Annotated in this window: 15 protein-coding genes; 10 read left to right on the top strand and 5 right to left on the bottom strand. The window is 69.8% G+C overall.

Going from position 1 to position 17600, the window contains the following annotated elements; all coding sequences use genetic code 11:
* The first annotated feature begins 264 nt into the window (after window positions 1–264).
* The 4 genes from KZ829_RS35695 to KZ829_RS35680 all read left to right on the top strand — a co-directional run bounded on the left by KZ829_RS35695 (window position 265) and on the right by KZ829_RS35680 (window position 4862).
* Window positions 265–1038, top strand: a complete 774-nt coding sequence (locus KZ829_RS35695) for a cyclase family protein (RefSeq protein ID WP_220148249.1) — start codon at window positions 265–267, stop codon at window positions 1036–1038.
* Window positions 1035–2675 carry a thiamine pyrophosphate-binding protein gene (locus tag KZ829_RS35690; protein WP_246636826.1) on the top strand — a complete coding sequence of 547 codons (1641 nt, stop codon included), beginning with the start codon at window positions 1035–1037 and terminating at the stop codon, window positions 2673–2675. The genes KZ829_RS35695 and KZ829_RS35690 overlap by 4 nt, the downstream gene beginning before the upstream one ends.
* A 1031-nt stretch (window positions 2676–3706) precedes the next feature.
* Window positions 3707–3994 carry a helix-turn-helix transcriptional regulator gene (locus tag KZ829_RS35685; protein WP_220148248.1) on the top strand — a complete coding sequence of 96 codons (288 nt, stop codon included), beginning with the start codon at window positions 3707–3709 and terminating at the stop codon, window positions 3992–3994.
* A gap of 82 nt (window positions 3995–4076) precedes the next feature.
* Window positions 4077–4862, top strand: a complete 786-nt coding sequence (locus tag KZ829_RS35680; RefSeq protein ID WP_220148247.1) for a maleylpyruvate isomerase family mycothiol-dependent enzyme — start codon at window positions 4077–4079, stop codon at window positions 4860–4862.
* On the opposite strand, the gene KZ829_RS35675 is transcribed toward KZ829_RS35680, so the two are convergent.
* Window positions 4836–5447, bottom strand: coding sequence for a DUF4291 domain-containing protein (locus KZ829_RS35675; protein ID WP_220148246.1), 612 nt, complete (start codon window positions 5445–5447; stop codon window positions 4836–4838). The two genes, KZ829_RS35680 and KZ829_RS35675, sit on opposite strands and share 27 nt — an antisense overlap.
* Window positions 5448–5847: 400 nt before the next feature.
* On the opposite strand from KZ829_RS35675, the gene KZ829_RS35670 reads away from it, so the two are divergent.
* A complete protein-coding gene (locus tag KZ829_RS35670) occupies window positions 5848–7884 on the top strand; it encodes a PAS domain-containing sensor histidine kinase (RefSeq protein WP_220148245.1) in 2037 nt (678 codons plus the stop codon).
* Between the two features lie 7 nt (window positions 7885–7891).
* Here KZ829_RS35670 and KZ829_RS44700 read toward each other — a convergent pair whose 3' ends face one another.
* A complete protein-coding gene (locus tag KZ829_RS44700; RefSeq protein ID WP_220148244.1) occupies window positions 7892–8059 on the bottom strand; it encodes an LGFP repeat-containing protein in 168 nt (55 codons plus the stop codon).
* Between the two features lie 11 nt (window positions 8060–8070).
* Between KZ829_RS44700 and KZ829_RS35660 the strand changes: the two genes are divergently transcribed.
* From KZ829_RS35660 to KZ829_RS35650, 3 genes are all read left to right on the top strand, one after another.
* Window positions 8071–8286, top strand: coding sequence for an excalibur calcium-binding domain-containing protein (locus KZ829_RS35660; RefSeq protein ID WP_220148243.1), 216 nt, complete (start codon window positions 8071–8073; stop codon window positions 8284–8286).
* Between the two features lie 66 nt (window positions 8287–8352).
* Complete coding sequence (locus KZ829_RS35655) at window positions 8353–9333, top strand: DUF1152 domain-containing protein (RefSeq protein ID WP_220148242.1); 981 nt, start codon at window positions 8353–8355, stop codon at window positions 9331–9333.
* A gap of 22 nt (window positions 9334–9355) precedes the next feature.
* A complete protein-coding gene (locus tag KZ829_RS35650) occupies window positions 9356–9556 on the top strand; it encodes a hypothetical protein (RefSeq protein WP_220148241.1) in 201 nt (66 codons plus the stop codon).
* 416 nt (window positions 9557–9972) lie between these two features.
* Here KZ829_RS35650 and KZ829_RS35645 read toward each other — a convergent pair whose 3' ends face one another.
* Window positions 9973–10992 carry a LacI family DNA-binding transcriptional regulator gene (locus tag KZ829_RS35645; protein ID WP_220148240.1) on the bottom strand — a complete coding sequence of 340 codons (1020 nt, stop codon included), beginning with the start codon at window positions 10990–10992 and terminating at the stop codon, window positions 9973–9975.
* A gap of 11 nt (window positions 10993–11003) precedes the next feature.
* Window positions 11004–12488 (bottom strand): glycoside hydrolase family 43 protein, encoded by a 1485-nt coding sequence (locus tag KZ829_RS35640; protein WP_246636825.1) that lies wholly within the window; start codon window positions 12486–12488, stop codon window positions 11004–11006.
* A 158-nt stretch (window positions 12489–12646) separates the two neighbouring features.
* Here KZ829_RS35640 and KZ829_RS35635 point away from each other — a divergent pair, with 158 nt between their 5' ends.
* Entirely contained in the window at window positions 12647–14308 is a 1662-nt protein-coding gene (locus KZ829_RS35635) for an extracellular solute-binding protein (protein ID WP_220148238.1), read from the top strand.
* A gap of 69 nt (window positions 14309–14377) precedes the next feature.
* Here KZ829_RS35635 and KZ829_RS35630 read toward each other — a convergent pair whose 3' ends face one another.
* A complete protein-coding gene (locus KZ829_RS35630) occupies window positions 14378–16432 on the bottom strand; it encodes a cellulase family glycosylhydrolase (protein WP_308285797.1) in 2055 nt (684 codons plus the stop codon).
* Between the two features lie 302 nt (window positions 16433–16734).
* Between KZ829_RS35630 and KZ829_RS35625 the strand changes: the two genes are divergently transcribed.
* Window positions 16735–17595 (top strand): hypothetical protein, encoded by an 861-nt coding sequence (locus tag KZ829_RS35625; protein WP_220148236.1) that lies wholly within the window; start codon window positions 16735–16737, stop codon window positions 17593–17595.
* The last annotated feature ends 5 nt before the right edge of the window (window positions 17596–17600 follow it).

Here is a 17600-nt window from a genome sequence, read left to right as displayed (position 1 = left end):
CCGACACACCCATCGAACTGGTCGGGCCGATCCTGGAGCCGCCCGCCACGCCCGCGAGGTGACGCCGGTCGCTCCTGGCGCGCCGCTTTCCCCGTACATCAAATGGAGGGGAATTGCCTTCGCCGCCCTGCCGGAGGTCCGCGCGATCATGGAAGTGCCGGTCGAAATTTCCGACGGGCCCGGAGCGTCGGTGCGCGCCGAATGGCTCGAAGCGGTCGTAGGCTCACTGCCGTCACCGACGACCTCGCCCGCGTGGAGAAGCCGATGAGCGTTCTGAAGGCCCTGCTGTCCGGACTCATCGGCGGCACGATCGAGGTCGTCGACCTCACCGCGCCGCTGTCCGCGAGCACGCCGATCCTGCAACTGCCGCCGCCGTTCGCGAACACGATCCCGTTCGGTCTCGAGGAGATCAGCCACTACGACGACCGCGGCCCAGCCTGGTACTGGAACGACATCCACACCGGCGAGCACACCGGCACCCATTTCGACGCGCCGATCCACTGGCTGACCGGCCGCGACGGCGAAGACGTGTCGCAGGTGCCACCGCGACGGCTGGTCGCCCCGGCGGTCGTCGTCGACGTCGCCGACCGGGCCGCCAAGGACCCGGACTTCCTGCTCGAGGTGCGGCACATCCGCGAATGGGAGGCCGAGCACGGGCCGCTGCCCGAGGGCGGCTGGCTGCTGCTGCGCACCGGCTGGGAGGCCCGCTCCGGTGACCAGCAGGCGTTCCTGAACGCCGACGAGACCGGCCCGCACACCCCCGGCGTGTCGGTGGAGGCCGCACGATGGCTGGCCGAGGAGTCCCCGGTGATCGGCCTCGGCGTGGAGACGGTCGGCACCGACGCGGGGGCCGCGCACTCGTTCGACCCGCCGTTCCCGTGCCACTCCTACCTACTGGGGGCGAACAAGTACGGGCTCACCCAACTGCGCAACCTGCACCGGCTGCCACCGACCGGGTCCGTGGTGATCGCGCCGCCACTGGCGATCGTCGGCGGTTCCGGCAGCCCGGTGCGAGTCCTGGCCCTGATCGAAAAATGAGCGACCTGACCGTGGCCGACCTGGTCGGCGAGACGCTCGCGAAACTCGGCGCGGACCGGGTGTTCGGCGTCGTGGGCAGCGGAAATTTCCACGTCACGAACGCTCTCGTCGCGCACGGGGCACGGTTCGTGGCGACCCGGCACGAGGGTGGCGCGGCCACCGCGGCCGACGCGTACGCGCGGGTCAGCGGCCGCCCCGGGCTCGTCACGGTGCATCAGGGCTGCGGGCTGACGAACGCCATGACCGGCATCGCGGAGGCGGCGAAAAGCCGTACCCCGATGGTCGTCCTGGCCGCGGAGCCGGCCGCGACCGCGCTGAACTCGAACTTCCGGGTGGATCAGGACGCGCTGGCCCGCGCGGTCGGCGCGGTCCCGGACCGGGTGCACAGCGCGGCGACCGCGGTCGCCGACACCGCGCGGGCGTGGCGGACCGCGGTGCGTGAGCGGCGGACCGTGGTGCTCAACCTGCCCCTGGACGTGCAGGCCGCGGCCGCCGAGCCGGCCGATCCGCCACCGGCGCCGGCGGTGCAGCCGCCCCGCGCCTCCGACGACGCGGTGACCGCTCTGGCCCATCTGCTGGGCCGGGCCGAACGGCCGGTGTTCATCGCCGGCCGGGGCGCGGTCGCGGCCGGCGCCGAGGTGGCCGACCTGGCCGCGGCATGCGGTGCGCTGCTCGCCACGTCAGCCGTCGCGCGGGGCCTGTTCGCCGGCGACGACTGGGACCTGGACGTCTCCGGCGGCTTCGCCACCCCCGTGGCGGCCGAACTGATCCAGGCCGCCGACGTGGTGGTCGCCTGGGGCGCGTCGCTGAACATGTGGACCAGCCGGCACGGTTCGCTGATCGGCCCGGACGCCGTGGTGGTGCAGGTGGACCTGGACGAGGCCGCCTTCGGCGCCCACCATCGCATCGATCTCGGTGTCTGCGGCGACGCGGGGCCGACGGCGGTCGCGGTGGCTGCCGCGCTCACCGGCCACCGGGTCGCCTATAGGACCGATACGGTACGGGAGAAGCTGCGCGCCGGCTCACGATGGCGTGACGTGCCGTTCGACGACGACGGCGACGACACCCACATCGACCCGCGGACGCTGGCGATCGCCCTCGACGACCTGCTGCCCGCCGAGCGGGTGGTGTCCGTCGACTCGGGCAACTTCATGGGCTACCCGTCGATGTTCATGTCCGTTCCAGATCATCATGGGTTCTGTTTCACGCAGGCGTTCCAGTCGATCGGCCTGGGCCTGGCCACCGCCCTCGGAGCGGCCCTGGCGAGCCCCGGCCGGCTGCCGGTCGCGGCGTGCGGCGACGGCGGTTTCCTGATGGGCATCGCCGAGCTCGACACGATCCGCCGGCTCGGCCTCGGCATGCTCATCGTGATCTGGAACGACGAGGCGTACGGCGCCGAGGTGCACCATTTCGGCCCCGCCGGCCACCCGATCTCCACGGTCGTCTTCCCGGAGACCGACCTGGCCGCGATCGCCCGCGGACACGGCTGCGCCGCGGTCACGGTACGCGGCCCGAACGATCTCGCCCCGGTCCGCGAGTGGCTCGCCGGCCCACGGGACGCCCCGATGGTGATCGACGCGAAGGTGGCGGCCGGCCGCCCGTCCTGGTGGCTGGAGGAGGCCTTCCGCGGCCACTGACCGTTCGGCAGGTCGCGCGCTCAGATCCCGGCGCAGCCGGGACGACTCTTCGAGCCGGTCACGCGCCTCGTCCAGCCGGCCGGCGGTGTGGGACGCGATGCCCAGGTGCCGTAGAGCCTCGGACTGGGTCCGCTTGTCGCCGACCTCGGCCGCCAGCCGGAACGACCACTCCAACAGTGGCTCGGCGGTCCCGTCGTCACGCCGGATGAACTGGTGCAGGCAGCCGATCCAGAACAGGGCCTCGGCCTCGCCGCGGGTGTCCCCCAGTGCCCGGTACAACTCGAGGGCGCGTTCGAACAACGGCAACTCGGCGGGATCCTCGACGGCCGGCGGACCGTCCTCGCCGGGTGCGCTCTGAAACCGCGCATGCAGGATCCTCCCACGCGCCAGCGCCGTGTCGGCCTCGACCGCGTCCAAGGCCCGTTCGGCGTCGATCAGCCCGCTGGTGTCGCCGCTGTATACCGCGCGCTCGTACCCTTGCCTGGCTCGTTCGATCCGGTCTTCGGTGATCATCGCCGCCCCGCTGTCATCGCCTGCTACGTGCAACGGCAGGCAGTCCAGATAGGACATCAGTGTTCCCCGCCTTGGCCAAGGAGCTGCATTTCGGCCGAACGAAGAGGTCCTCACCCTGATCAGCACGGGAGATCGTCCGCTCCATCCGGCCCACCTGATCCGGTACTCGGCCCATCCGGGTTTCGCTTGGGAGTCCTTCAACGGGCTGACATCCGCATGCCGCGGATCGAGTGCGCTCTCATCCGGCCCGCGCCCCATCGGCGTGGGCAGGACCCGACAGTGCCACCAGAAGTCGACTCGCAAGATGAGGCCAGCCAGCGATGAGGCCCATCCGCATCTGCGGCAAGTGTTCGCACTGATCGCCGCGCCGTCGTCCCGCTCGTGTACGAGTCCGGTTCAAAGCAGTTCCATACGCCGCCACGAGGGGCCCGCAACTCCGGTGGAGTTTCCCGGTCTGCCTTGAGCGGGAAGCACCAGCGCAGGGCATCGGCGAAGAGTCCTCGCCACCATGCGTAGTCGTGTCCGCCCGCGAACTCCCGGTAGACGGTGTCGTAGCCCTGGCCGCGTTCGACGTCCCCGCCGAGGTTCACCGGGCCTTCCGCGACGAGACCGGCATGACCTTCGCTCGCTGGCGCTACGCCGCCCGCATGCGCATCGCCCGTGACCTGCTGGCCGGTGGCGCCAAACCCAGCACCGTGGCCCGCCGCGTCGGCTACGCCCACCTGCCGACGTTCAGCACCGCCTTCATCCACTTCCACGGCCTCTCCCCACGCGACTACCAGGAACGCGAGACCGAGAAGTCCTGATCGCCGGCCCGCGACGGGCTCGGATACCGAACGATCTCGCTCCCCTACCGCGGACGGCCTCGCCCGGACATACGCTGGCCGCATGACGACTCTTGCCGGCCGCACCATCGCGGCCCTGCGCAGTGAGCACGACAGTCTCGCGGATCTGGTCGCGGGGCTGTCCGACGGGCAGCTCACCGGACCGTCCGGCGCCTCCGCCTGGACGGTCGCCGATGTGCTGTCACACCTCGGCAGCGGCGCCGAGATCACCAACGCCGGTTTCCGGGCGGCGATCGGAGAGGCGCAGGCGCCCGGCGCCGACTTCAACCAGGGTGTGTGGGACCGCTGGAACGCGATGAGCCCACGGGACCAGGCCACCGGCTCGATCGACGCGAATCAGGCGCTGGTCGCCGGGCTCGAATCCGTGCCCGAGGGGCGTCACGAGGATCTGCGGGTCCGAACCTTCCTGCCCGATCCGGTGCCGTTCGCATCGTTCGCCGCACTTCGGCTGAGCGAGGTCGCCCACCACACCTGGGACGTGCGGGCGGGCCTCGACCCGGCGGCCACCCTCGCCGACGGTTCGGCCGTGGTCCTCGCCGAGCACCTCAGCGGCGGCCTGGGCTTCCTGCTCGGTTTCATCGGCCGCCCGAAGGAGGCGCCCGACCACGCCGTTGTCGAGATCAGCGGCACGGCGTACCGCATCGTCATCGACGACTCGGTGCGACTCACCACCGAATCCCTGCCCGCCACCGCGACGTTCACCGGCTCGCTGGAGTCAGTGCTGCGGCTGCTCTACGGGCGACTCGCCCCGGAACACACCCCTGACGGCACCACGGTTACCGGCAACATCACCCTCGACCAGCTACGCGCCGTCTTCCCCGGCTTCTGATCGCATCCGGGCCAGGTCCCGGTGGTACGGGTAGAGCCGTTCCACCGGGAGAAGCGCGGTCGCCGCAGCCGCGTCACGAGCGTCGAGGTGACCCCGGATGCGGCGCACCAGCGGGGTCACGTCGGTGATCCCGGTGATCCACTCGTCGGCGTAGAGCGGCACCGCCGCACCGCCGAGGCCGAGTTGCAGGGAACGGTAGGGCAGCTCACGCAGGTGCAGATCGCGTTCCGGGTCCCACTGCACGCGGGTGGACGCCTGTTTGAGCGCACGCTGCCAGGTGACACGGTCGGGGTGGACACCACGCACGTAGTGGCTGAGGACGGCGTTGTCGAGCGCCCACTCGAAGCCGGCCCGGGTGATCGAGATGGCGAGGACGTGCTCCTGGCCGGGTTTGGTGGCCCAGCCGCAGCGGTACATCATCCACAGGAACGACGGTTTGATCCAGGTCATCCGGTCCCGTTTGAACGGCGGCACGAACCGTCCCGCGCTGACGGCCGGCACGGCGATCAGCGGCGAGTAGGCCTGGTAGACGGTGATCGTGCTGTCGTCGTACACCGCTCTGATCTCATGTTTCACGCGCCTCATGGTCGAGGTTCGGTCTCACCGCCGCGACCGGATTTCCGCCGCGCCGTTCGAGGGTCCGGCAGGGTGGCCGGCTCACCGGCGGGTTGCGGGGGCGCTCCCGAGGCCGAGGTCGAAGGGCTGACGAAGCCGTTGCATCGCTTCGGCGCTGCGGTCGGTCTCCTGCTTCGGCGCATCGTCCCGCGCCGTCCGCTGGTCTGCGCCGCGGAACTCCACAGCGTTCACGGACATACTGGTTCCCCGTTCATCGGTCTTGCTTTCGGCGGCAGTATCACCCGTATTCCTCCGTTCGGGAACCCATTTGTCGTTCACCTTGAACAGCGGGCCGGCTCGAGCGCCGCAAACGCACGCTCAAGGGCCGAGGACCGGACACATACCTCGCATTCCCCTAAAATGGTAAGGCGTGATCGACTACCGGCTCCTGTTCCGGCGCGCTCCGACGCCGATGCTGGTCCTCGATCCCGACCTGGTGATCGTCGAGGCGAGCGACGCCTACCTCGCGGCCACCATCACCCGGCGCGAGGACATCGTCGGACGGCACATCTTCGACGCCTTCCCCGACAATCCCGACGACCCGGAGGCTCGTGGCGTCGAGGCGATCGGGGCGTCGTTACAGAGGGTGGTGCGCGACCGTGCCCCCGACGTGATGCCGGTCCAGAAGTACGACGTCCCGCGGCCCGACGGCGGCTTCGCGACCCGTTACTGGGCGCCGCTGCACGCCCCGGTGTTCAACGCCCACGGTGACCTGGAATTCATCGTGCAGCGGCCCGAGGACGTCACCGCGTTCATGGTCGCCCAGACCGCCGGCGGCGAGCTGGGCCGGCTCACCGAGGAACTACGCCAGCGCATCGGGCAGGCGGAGGCCGAGATGCTGGCCCGCCAGCAGCTGCAACGACAGCAGCACGAAACCATGCAGGTGCTCGCCGACAGCCTGCACACCGCGGTGCTGGGCTGCGATTGCCTCGGGCTGCCGGTGCTGTGCAACAACGCGGCGCGGGCACTCACCGGCGACCGGCTCGACGGCGCCCCCGCCGAGCAGTGGCCGCAGCGGCTGGGCCTGTTCGACCCGGCCGGGCATCCGCTGGCCGAGTCCGACAATCCCCTTGTCAACACGCTGCACGACAGACAGGTCCACGACGCCGAGGTCGTCATGCGCACACCGGATGCCCCGGCCCGTACCTTCCTCATGCACGCCGGCCCGATCGAAGGCCGCACCGACGTCGTCGCCGTGGTGGCGATGAACGACGTGACGGCGCTGCGGCACGCCGCCCGCCTGCAGGAGTGCGAGCTACGGACCTCGAAGCTCCTCGCGAGCGCCGAACCCACCGACGATGTCCTCGTCACAGTGGTGCAGCTCGTCGGTTCGATGATCGGATGGGCGGCGACCGAGGTCTGGATCGTCGACGAGGTCGGACAGGTCCTGCGCCGCGCCGCCTGCTGGGACGCCGGCGGGCGCGGCCGGGTCTGCGCCGGCGACGAACCGCTGCCGCCCGACGACGGGCTTCCCGCCAGGGCCTGGCAGAGCAACCAGCCGCTCTGGGCGACGGATCTCGACGAGGACCGGGCATCACTCCCCGCCGCGATGGCCATCCCGATGGCCGGCGGCACCGACGTGCTCGGTGTGCTGGTCTGCTACAGCGAGACCACCGAGGTGCCCGACGACACCCGGACCGCGATCCTGACCGGGATCGGCGCGCAACTGGGCGGATTCCTCGAACGCCGCCGCGGCGACAGCCTCGCCGCCGAACTGGACCGCACCAGGGACGAGTACGCCGCGCTGGTCGGCCACGAGGTGCGCACCCCACTGACCAGCATCCTGTCCTACACCGAACTGCTGCTCGACGAGCCCGGCCTCGCCGGCGACCACCGCGACATGGTGCGGGTGATGCACCGCAACGTCGGCATCCTCTCCATCATCGTCGACAAGCTGCTGGAGGTGGCCGGCCTGCGATCGGGCCACCTCGAGGTCCACCGGCGGCCGATGGACCTGGTCTCCGTCGTCTACCAGGCGGTGGACGCGGCACGCGAGCGCACACCCCGGGACGTGACCATCGCGGTCGACGCACCCGCCACGATGCCGATCCAGGGCGATCCGGAGCGGCTGCGCCAGATGGCCGACGAACTGCTGAACAACGCATTGGCCTGGGCGCCGGAGCACTCCACGATCGGAGTGCGCCTGACCGCCGACGCGTACGCCGCCGTGCTCGACGTCTCCAACACCGGTGAGCCGATCCCGGCGAGCGAGCACGGCCACCTGTTCGACCTGTTCTTCCGCGGCGGCGCCGTGCGGCACAGCGGCATACCGGGCTCCGGTCTGGGCCTCACCCTGGCGCGCGCCGTGGTCGAGCAGCACGGCGGCACCATCAGCGTCAGCGACCCCGCGGAACCCCTGACCGTCTTCACGGTCAACCTGCCCACCCAGCCCGCGGCGGACAGGTGACCCGGCGTCAGCAGGTGGAGTGCGCCCCGCCGTTCGGCGTCCAGTACATCGAGCCGCCCTGGAACTGCTGGTACCGGCCGCCACGATCGGGTGTGGTCAGTTCATCGGTGAGCGGGTAGCCGTAGCCGCCCTCGCGCCCGTACTGCACCCACTTGGAGAGGATCGCACCCCACACGGTGGCCGCAGGTGCCGCTGTGGATTCCGGTCGCCCTCGCCGCCGCGGCGATCATCGCGGTCAACCCGTTCCCGGTGCGGTCCTTCGGCACGATCGATTACTGGTTCTCGTCCATCAAGGTCGCCGCGATCGCCGTCCGGGCCGCCGGCGCCGATCCGATCCGCCGAGGTGATCCCGGCTACGGACGGCATCTCGACCGCGACGGCGACGGCGTCGGCTGCGAATAGCCGGCTGCACAAAACCGATCAGGCCCGCGCACGGACTGCAGCTTGCGCCTCGAGGATCATCAAAGGGTGAAAACATTTCCCGGTACGTCCTCCGGCTCCCTTGATGTGCCACCGTTGTTCGCCGCTCTGGACGGGGCTCGCCGCGTTCTACTGGCCGGCGCCGGAGGTGGGTTCGACATCTACGCCGCATTGCCGTTGGCCATCACACTGTGGAACCGCGGCGTTGCGGTGCATCTGGCGAACCTGTCGTTCACCCCACTGGAGATGCTGGACCTGGACGCCTGGCTGGCGCCCGATGTGGCTCTCGTCGCCCCGGCCACCCACGGCCCGGAGGACTACTTCCCGGAACGGACCCTCGCCCGCTGGCTGGCCGCCCCCGATCTCCCGTCGAAGGTGTACGCCTTCGCCCGGACCGGCGTACAACCGTTGAGGGCCGCCTACCGGCATCTGACCGGCCACCTCGGCATCGACGCCGTCGTCCTGATCGACGGTGGCACCGACATCCTGATGCGTGGCGACGAAGCCGGCCTCGGCACACCCGAAGAGGACATCACCAGCCTGGCCGCCGTCGCCGGCCTGGACGTGCCGGTGAAACTGGTGAGCTGCCTGGGCTTCGGCATCGACGCCTACCACGGGGTCGTCCACAGCCAGGTCCTGGAGAACCTCGCCGCCCTCGACCGCGACGGCGGCTACCTGGGCGCGCTGTCCATTCCCAGTGCGAGCAGAGAGGCGGCGCTGTACCGAGACGCCGTCGCCGACGCTCAACAGGCGACTCCGATGCGGCCCAGCATCGTGCAGGGCCAGATCGCCGCGGCAACCCAAGGAGCCTTCGGCGACGTCCAGTTCACCCGCCGAACCGCCGGCAGCACACTGTTCGTCAACCCGCTGATGGCCGCCTACTTCACCGTCGACCTGGTCAGCCTCGCCAACCGATGCCTCTACCTCGATCGCATCGAACAGACCGCCGACATGCACGAGGTGGCAGCGCAGATCGACGCCTTCCGCAGGCAGACCACCACTCGCCCGCCTCGTGCCTTCCCGCACTGAGTGGGGGTTAACGAAGCGTCGCGTGCCGGCCTCCGACGCCGTCGGCCTCCTCACCGTGATGAAGCAGTCCATCGGCGACTACCCGCACCCGATCCAGACGAATCCGGCCCTGGGCGCAGCCCCACCCGCCGGCCGAGCGCTCGGATTCGAGGTGCTCGGGTTCGAGTTGGGCCGGTTCCGCACCTGGCTCTGCCCGAGGAGTACGCGTGGTTCCCGGCACTGATCAGCCAGCACGACCTGGTTCAGCAGTGCGGCGGGAACCTTGGGTTCATTTCATAGATCTTCTCCAACCTGCGAACCTCATTGATCGAGGCGACTCTCCATCGGCAAAAGATTATCGATGGGACTGCGGCCACCATCACGGCAGCGTGAAATATCTGCTGACCGCCTTGAAAGAGAAGCCGTGAAGCACTCATCGCCATACAGAGCAGCCAGAGTGCGGCAATCGACCGCCAGAATGCGACCGAGTCGTACAACGGGTCCGGAATCCTGTTCTTGCCTACGTCTTCCATGCGCGATCGTCACGATCCGGCTGGTCATCGGTGAACATAAGCGGACCGTACCGAAGTTGGTTTCGGCAGGCCTCCGGTTCATGAAACCACGTGACAGGCGGAAAGATTCGGCACCGGCGGGACAGCTCTATCCCATGGGTGGGGCGGTGCTGCCGCGGATGACGAGTTTCGTCGCGAGTTCGATGCCCGTCTGAGAGACGGGCTCGCCACGACCGAGGGCGAGGGCCAACTCGGTCGCGGCCATGGCCATCTCGGTGAGCGGCTGGTGCACGGTGGTCAGCCCGGGGTCGATCATCGCGGCGATCGGCAGGTCGTCGAATCCGACCACGCTCAAATCCTGCGGGATGCGCAGTCCGTGTTCGCGTGCCGCCCGGTAGACACCGACCGCTTGCAGGTCGTTGCCCGCGAAGATCGCGGTGGGCCGCCGCGGCCGGTTCAGGAGTTCCACGGCGGCGCTGTGACCACCGTCCTCGGTGAGCGGCGCGCGGATGATGTCGTGGTCGCGGATCGGCAGGCCGGCAGCCTGAAGGGCGGAGCGGTGCCCGTCCAGCCGGGCCTGGCAGTAGAGGTGGCCCGGGCCGCTGATCATGGCGATGTCGCGGTGCCCGAGCCCGGCCAGGTGGCGGGTCGCCGAGCGGCCGCCGGCCCAGTTGGTCGCGCCGACGAACGGAACGTCCTCGGGGAACTCGCTCGCCGGATCCAGTACGACGAACGGGATGCCCCGCGCGCGGAGCTGGTTCTGCTCGCTGTCGGAGAGCTGGGCGACCGTGACGATGCAGTCGGGCCGGCGGGCGATGGTGTCGTCGATCCAGTAGCGGATCGTGTTGCGGTCGGGGCCGAACTCGGTGAGCACCAGGCCGACGCGGTGCTCGCGGACGACGCGTTGCACGCCGCGGATGATCTCGAGGCCCCACATGTGCTCGAGGTCGTCGACGACCAGTTCCATGAGGTTGGTGCGCTGGACCGGGTTGGACTTGCGGTAGCCGTACTGGCTGATCAGGGCTTCGACGCGGGCCCGGGTCTCGGCGGCGACGCCGGAGCGGCCGTTGATGACCTTGGAGACGGTCGGGATGGAGACGCCGGCGGTCTGTGCGATGTAGGAGATGGTGACCGGCTTGACGGTGCCGGCCGGTGGGTGTTCGGTCACTGACCCCTCCCTCACCGGATCGGCTCGTAGTCGAACCAGTCGAACAGGACCGTACCCGCGGTGGCGAACATGCCGATCACGCGCCCGGTGAAGCCGCCGGCCACCTCGGTCGACAGATATCGCCCGTCGAGCTGGGCCAGCGTCTGGAACGTTCCGTCCGCGGTCTCGATTCCGAGGTGCAGTTCGTCCGGCCCTTGCGTGGGGTGCCAGTGGCCGTCGGGTGCGGCGATGACGTCGATGCGCAGCCGGACGGGTCCGGCGGGCAGCGGCCTGGTGGTCACGGTGTGCAGCACGGAGCCGAGGCGGGCGGTGACGCGCACGATGCCGTCACCGGCCTCCAGCTCGTAGTGGTGACGTTCGTCGAGGCGTACGGCCAGGCCGCCGCGCCCCGCCCCGGGATCGAGCAGAACCCGTACGCGGCAGGAGGGATGTTGCTGGCGCCGGCCGACGAAGGTGACGCCGGGATTGTCGAGGGAGGGGCCGCGGGCGTGCAGGGCGAGCCAGCCGGGCCGGTCGGTGGTGGACCAGCTTCCGGCGGGCCGGGATCGTACCGAGATCCACCGGGGGTGCAGCTCGGGGTCGTCGAAGTCGTCGCGGGCCTGTGGCGGGGCGGGTGGCTTCACGGGCCAGGGTGCGGTCATCTCGGGCGTGAGGTCGCCGGGCACCGGCCATCCGTCGGTCCAGGTCACGGGCACCAGGTAGGTTTCCCGGCCGAGCACGTGCCAGCCCGGGGTGCCGCCGCCGGGCCGCACTCCGAGCAGGACCATCCACCAGGAGCCGTCGGGGCCCTGTACGAAGTCGGCGTGGCCGGTGTTCTGGATGGGCCGGTTGCTGCCCCGGTGGGTCAGGATCGGGTTCGCCGGGCAGGGCTCGAACGGCCCGTTCGGTGAGGTGGCGCGGGCGACCGAGATGGCGTGTCCCCGTTCGGTTCCGCCTTCGGCGATCAGCAGGTACCAGTGGTCGCCGATCCGGTAGAGGTGCGGGGCTTCCGGCGCCTGGGCGTGCGGGCCGCCGGACCACAGGCGGTGCGGGCCGTCGAGGGTGCGGCCGGTGGTGGGGTCGAGGCGTATCTGGGCGATGCCGGCGTAGGTGCACCAGCAGTTGCCGTCGTCGTCCCAGGCGAGGTCGGGGTCGATGCCGATGCCCGGCACGGGGATCGGATCCGACCAGGGGCCGCGGGCGTCGTCCGCGGTGAGGATCATGGAGCCGCCGCCGGGTGCGACGTTGGTGGTGATCAGCCAGAACCGTCCGTCGTGGTGGCGCAGCGTCGGCGCGTAGACGCCGCCCGAGGAGGGGGTGCCCGGCGGCAGGGCCAGCTGGCCGGGGCGGTCCAGGGCGTTGCCGATCTGTTCCCAGTTGACCAGGTCGCGGCTGTGGAAGATCGGTACGCCGGGAAAGTACTCGAAGCTGGAGCAGGCGAGGTAGTAGTCGTCGCCGACGCGGCAGACGCTGGGGTCCGGATGCATGCCGGCGATCACCGGGTTGGTGAAGGTCATCCGGTCTTCTTCTCCCACTTCGTAGCGAAACTTTCCGATCATTCAATCATGGAACTCGATCAATGGCCATGCTACGTTTCCGCCGGACATTCGAAAGTTTCTATTCACGGCGGGTCCGTGTCGCGAACGAGGCTGGGCCGGCATGGACGGGAGAACCCATGGCATCCCCACCCTCACGACGGGCCTTCCTCGAACTGCTGGCCCTCGGCACGGCCACCACCACCGCCGGTTCCCTGCTCACCGGGTGCAGCGAGAGCCCGGTCGGATCCGGCACCGCCCAGAACCTGAACGCGTTCGACGCGATCCTGCCGGCTCAGCAGGATCTCGCCATAGGCGTGAAGCCGGACATCCTCGGAACCCGCCCGGTGCCCGACGGCTACACCCGCTACCCCACCGGCCTGGTCGACGCGATCCCCGGCAAACCCGGCACGAGCGGACGGCCGATCACCGCGATGACCCCGGTCTGGGGCCCGGCTCCCCCGGGCACGGGACGCAGCGCCTATCTACAGGCGGTCAACGCCGATCTCGGTACGCCGGTCGAGTTCACGGTCCAGGACGGCAACACCTACGCCGACAAGCTCAACGCCATGCTCGGCGCCCGCGACGTGCCCGAACTGCTGTGCGTACCGGGCTGGGAGATCGAGAAGATCCCACGGTTCGCCCAGGCCACCCAACTGCTGTTCACCGACCTCACCGACCGGCTGCGGGGAGAGGCGGTCCGCTCGTACCCCATGCTCGGCTCCTTCCCCACCGCCGCCTGGCGCAACGCGGTCTGGAACGGGCGCCTGTTCGCGATCCCCAACCCCGCCGACACGCCGTTCCCCTACGCCCTGTTCACCCGCAAGGATCTGCTGGACGCACGCGGAAGCGCGATGCCGGCCGGCCTGGAGGAACTGCTGGCCCTCGGCAAGGAGATCACCGACCCGGCCCGCGGCGTGTGGGCGTTCAGCGACCTCTTCGCGATGATGCAGATGTACCACCGGGTGCCCGGCGCCAAGGGCGGCTGGCGCCTGACCGCGGACAGGACACCGGAGTTCAAGTACGAGACACCCGAGTACCGGCAGGCCCTCGAAGTGATGACGAAGATCTACCGCGACGGGCTGGTCCACCCCGATCTGGCCGCCAGCAAGGGCGGCGACCAGGACCAGCTGTTCGCCTCGGGCTCCATCGTCTTCGCACAGGCCGGACTCGGATTCTGGCAGGCGGCGCAGGCGAGACAACAGAAGATCAACCCAAAGGTGAACTTCCAGCCGGTGCCGGTCTTCGCCGCCGGCGGCGGCGACCCACTGGTCTGGGGCGCCGACCAGCCGATCTCCTACACCTTCCTCCGCAAGGACCTCGCCCCCGACCGGGTCGACGAACTGCTGCGCGTCATCAACTGGTGCTCCGCCCCGCTGGGCACCGCCGAAGCCCAGCTACGCGACTACGGCATCGCGGGCAAGCACCACACCGCGACACCGGACGGGCCGGTCCGGACCCCTCTGGCCCTGACGGAGAACGTGAACCAGTACTTCTTCATCAGTGGCCGAAATTCGTCGGTCGGCCCGTTTCCCGACACCCCGAACTATGTCCGGGACGTGCTCACGTACTCCAACAGCATCGTGCGACACCTGGAGCGGGACCCGTGGGAGGGGCTGAAGGTCGAGATGCCGACGGCCTACAAGGCCGGCGCGGTGCCGTTCGAGGAGAAGTTCACCGATGTGCTGCGCGGCCGCCGCCCACTCTCCGACGTGGACGCGATCATCCGGGAGTGGCGCGAGAACGGCGGCGAGCAGGCGCGTGCCCTGCTGGCGAAGGCGTTGTCCGAGGCCGGGCGATAAATCCCATTCATAGGGTACGGAGGAAGCACGGCCGCCCATGCCATGAGGTCAGGGCGGCCGCGCTCGATGTCAGCTGACAGCTCCGGTCACGGTCGTACCGGACTTCGTGATGCGGTAGGCGACCTGCGTACCGCTCCAGAAATGGAAGGTCAACGTGACGGCACCGTCGTTCACCTCGGCGAAGAACTCCGGTTTGAGAAGAATCGTGCCTGCGGCGTAGTCGGGCTGGAAGTGCGTCCAGAACTCCTTGAACGGTGTCCAGTTCGCGGGTCCGGCGTTGCTGCCGTCGGCGTACCTCGCCTCCATGGTGGCCAGCTGATCGCCCCGGAACTGGGTCGGGACGGCGAAGGAGCCGGTCGTCCCGGTGGCGGCGGCCTGCACCGGAGGGTCGGCGGTGATGATGCTGATCGGCCAGGGCACCCCGGCGGAGAACCGCGCTTCGATGGTCGCGTTCACACCGTAGGCACGGTTGCCGGCCAGCCGGGTGAGCGCCGCCGCGGTCAGCGTCAGCGTGCTCCCGGACAGGGTGTAGTCGGCGCCCCGGACCAGATCGGCACTCCCCTGGCGCAGCCCCTGGAACGTGAGGCCGTTCAGGTTGAGCGTCAGCGTCCCGCTGGTGATCGCACCGGTCCGCGGCAGATACACCTGATCCGAGGAGGCCGTACCGGACCGGGTGGTCCAGCTCGCCCGGATCATGTCGTGGACTCCCTGGTCCCGCCAGCGCAGTTCGCTGCGGTTCAGGAACTGACCGGCGTCCCACAGCATCGTGGTCAGCCCCCGGGTGCGGGCGTGGTGGCCGACGGCTTCGAGGAACTTGAGGAACTCGCCGCGCTCGATGATCCCGGGCCGGTTGTGATCCCAGTTGAGCAGCGCCCACTCACCGATGATCACCGGGATGCCCCGGTCCACGAACGTGGTCTTGACCCGGTCGAACGTGCCGATCAGGTCCTGCTCGACGGTCGCGTCGTAGCGGGTGCCGCCGGCGATGTTGACGCTGAACGGCCAGTATCCGTAGAAGTGCACGGTCGCCGCCAGGTTCGGGTCGTCCAGTTCGCCGAAGCTCGCGGTCAGCGCGTCGAGCCGGCCCTGGTCGGCGTTGGTGTAGAGGGTCGGCAGCACCAGCAGCCGGGTGGCGTTGCCGCCGCCCGAGGCGCGCACCAGGTCGACGAAGGCGGCGTTGAGTTCGTGCAGCACCTGGTAGTTCTGCTCGTCACCGGAGGTGCCGGCGAACTGCGGCTCGTTGATGCTCTCGAACACCAGCTTCCCGGAGTGGTCACGGAACGCCGCGCTGATCTGCGTCCACAGCCGGGTGTACCGGTTCAACACGACAGTACGGTCGGACGGATACGTGTTGATCCACTGCCACGAGTCGTGATGCAGATTGATCATCACGTACAGCCCTTCGGCAAGGGACCAGTCGACGATCTGCCGCACCCGGCTCAGCCAGGCGGCGTCGATGGTGTAGTCGGGTGCGCCGCCGTGGTGGTTGCTCCAGGTGACCGGGATCCGGACGCTGTTGTAGCCCTGCGCCTTGACGTGCCGCAGCAGTGCCTGGGTGGTGAGCGGGTTGCCCCAGGCGGTCTCGTCGGGGATCGCGTCGAGGGTGTTGCCGAGGTTCCAGCCCGGCTGCATCGCGGCCACCGTGGCCCGGGGATCGGCCGGGCGCGGCGACGTCGAGGCGGACGGGCTCGGTGACCCGCCCACACTGCCGGTGCACACCACGCCGTTGAGATCGAACGACTCCGGCACAGGATTGCTGCCGGACCACGACCCGTTGAAGCCGAACGAGACGGTCGCGCCGGTGGCGACGTTCCCGTTCCAGGCCGCGTTGGTCGCGGTCACCCGGTCGCCGGCGGTGCCGGCCGTCGCGTTCCAGGCCTGGGTCACCCGCTGCCCGGAGGCGAACGTCCAGCCCAGATTCCAGCCGGTGATCGGATCGCCCAGGTTGGTCACCCGCACGTCCGCGGTGAACCCGCCGGGCCATTGCGCCGAGACCGCATACGTCACCCGGCAGCCGGTGGCCGCCTGCGCGCTGGTCGCTGTCGTCACGCCCGCGACCAGCAGGACGGCCGCGAGGACGGCGACCAGACCCGCGCGCGATCGCGTTCTTCGTGTGCTCCGCACGTTCATGAGGTTCCTCTTGTCGTGGTTCTTCGGCCGGCCGGAGGAAGTGCCTCAAAGGCGGTGCAGAAGCGGTGGCGAGCTGAACGCGAGGCCTTCGGGAGAAGCAGCAGGGGCACTTCTCCGGGCGGGATACTTTCGCGATGAACTACGAAAGTTTCTGCCTCGGCACCTTACAAGCAACATCCAGGCCGGTCAATGGAAGCGTTTCCATGGACCTGCGGTGTCATGCACCGCCCATCGACGCCCGAAGCCGCTACCGCGCTCTGAGCTGTTTCGTTTCAGGCGGCACCTGGAGACCCCCGATGTACGACCTGGACGACAGACCCGATCAGCGGCCACGCCGAAGCCTCGGGCATCCGGCCTGGCGGATGCTGGCCGGCCTCATCACCTGCCTGGTCGCGGCGACAACACTGCCGGGCCCGGCCGCCGCCGCGCCGCCGACCTGGCCGGCCAACCCGAACTGGCAGGCCCTGGTACCGGCTCCGGCCGGCGACAACGTCCGCGCCGCGAGCGTGACGCGCACCGGCGGCGCGGTCACCAACGCCGCCGGGCTGACCGCTCAGGGAACCGGCTCGACGGTGCTGACCACCACCTCGGCGAACTCCCCCGCGACGATCGTGCTCGACTTCGGCAAGGAGGTCGGCGGCACCCCGTTCGCGAACGTGTCGGCGTGGCGGGCGACCACCGGCTCGTCGGTCACCCTGCGCGTGGCGACCAGTGAGGCGCTGCCGTTCCTGACCGCCGGCAGCAACGGCGTCTACAACAGCGACAACGGCTCCCCGGTCACCTTCGCCGTCAACGGCGTACGCACGTACACCGGCGCGCTGCGTGGCGGGTTCCGGTTCGCCGCGATCCAGCTGACCACGCCGGGCAGCGTCACGCTCACCGGCGCCGGCGTGAACTTCAAGGCATACCGGGCCACCGCCGACCGCTACCAGGGGTACTTCATCTCGACCTGCAGGCCGCCAACGGCCGGCTCACCAGCGCCGTCGGGTTCCGCGGTTGCGGCGCCTTCGAGGCGCGGTGGCAGGCACACGGCAGCCAGATCTCGCAGCCCGCGCCGGGCATGGCCGACCCGTACGGCCACACCATCGAGCCGCTCAACAACTGGGAGGTCATGGCACGGTTCGCCAGCGGCGACACCACCGGCGCCCTCGACCTGATGCAC

The sequence above is a fragment of the Actinoplanes hulinensis genome (genome assembly GCF_019429605.1).
Classification (GTDB): Bacteria; Actinomycetota; Actinomycetes; order Mycobacteriales; family Micromonosporaceae; genus Actinoplanes; species Actinoplanes campanulatus.
Note: the sequence above shows the minus strand (reverse complement) of the source record. Positions and strands in the feature narration are given on the sequence as shown.